Source organism: Nocardia asiatica NBRC 100129, assembly GCF_000308415.1.
Taxonomy (GTDB): domain Bacteria; phylum Actinomycetota; class Actinomycetes; order Mycobacteriales; family Mycobacteriaceae; genus Nocardia; species Nocardia asiatica.
This window is the reverse complement of the sequence record NZ_BAFS01000164.1, coordinates 1-1,127: the sequence shown is the minus strand read 5'-3', so window position 1 is coordinate 1,127 and position 1,127 is coordinate 1. Positions and strand designations below refer to the sequence as shown.

Annotated in this window: 1 protein-coding gene; it reads right to left on the bottom strand. The window is 66.3% G+C overall.

Translation table 11 applies throughout. The features are described 5' to 3' along the window. A complete protein-coding gene (locus tag ON27_RS15460; RefSeq protein WP_051046636.1) occupies positions 1-1,002 on the bottom strand; it encodes an IS481 family transposase in 1,002 nt (333 codons plus the stop codon). Positions 1,003-1,127 lie beyond the last annotated feature (125 nt).

The window sequence follows — 1,127 nt, the reverse complement described above, 5'->3', positions numbered from 1 at the left end:
CTAGCTGTATGAGGCCGTGACGTTGGTGACGCCGGTGTGGAGGCGGCTGGCTGGTGGCCGGTTTCCGGCGGCGGTGTGGGGTCGATGGTAGTTGTAGTGGATGTTCCAGATTCCGAGCGCGTCGGCGCGTTGGGTTTCGCTGGTCCATTCGCGGGCGTAGAGGAATTCCTCGGCCAGGATCCGGTGATAGCGTTCGACTTTGCCGTTGTGCCGTGGCGTGTAGGGCGTGATGCGCTGGTGGCGGGCTCCGAGCAGGACTTTCGCGAAGTCGGTCGCCCGGTAGCAGGCGCCGTTGTCGGTGACGATCCGCTGGATGCGGCTGATGCCGTGCGCGGCGAAGAACGCTCTGGCCCGGAAAACGAACCCGATCGCGGTGATGGCTTTCTCGTCCGGCAGAGCCTCGGTGTAGGTCAGCCGGGAGAAGCCGTCGACCGCGGTGTGCAGGAACAGGTAGCCGGTGCGGGTGCCTCGCTTCTTCGTGCGGGCGACAGCTTTGTCCCGATCGGAGCCCTTGCCGTGCACCCGCCAGCCGCCGCCGTCGGGAATGCGGCCGACCTTCTTCACATCGATATGCACCATGTGGCCGGGACGGTGGGCGATGATGCGATGTGGTGCCCGGTTCGATGCGCCGGCGGGGTCGAGAAACCTCCGCCGGTTCAGTCCGAGCCGGTGCAGGTGGCGGCTGACCGTGCGTACCGAGATCGTCGTGCCCTCGGTGCGCAGTTCGGTGGCGATGCGTCGTGCCGACCATTTGCGCGTACGCCGCAGTTGTTCGATCCGCACGATGGTCTGGGCTGGTGTCGCTGTCGGTGACCGGTGCGGCACCGGGGATCGGTCGAGCAGGCCGAGTTCCCCGAAGCGGCGAAACCTGTTGACCCACTTGCTCGCGCACTGGCGTGACAGTCCCATTTCGGCGGCGACGTGAGCGATCGGCCGCACCTGGCAGCGTTGTACGAGCCGGTAGCGGCCCTCGACGGTCAACGGGGCATTACGGTGAATCACGGCGGTTCTTTCGGCTTGCGGCGGACGTGGTAGTTGGCGCTTCACATCCTGCCGCCGAAAGAACCGCCCCTCAGCTCACCACCTCTGCCACCGCGTCACCAACGTCACGACCCGCAACAGCTAGC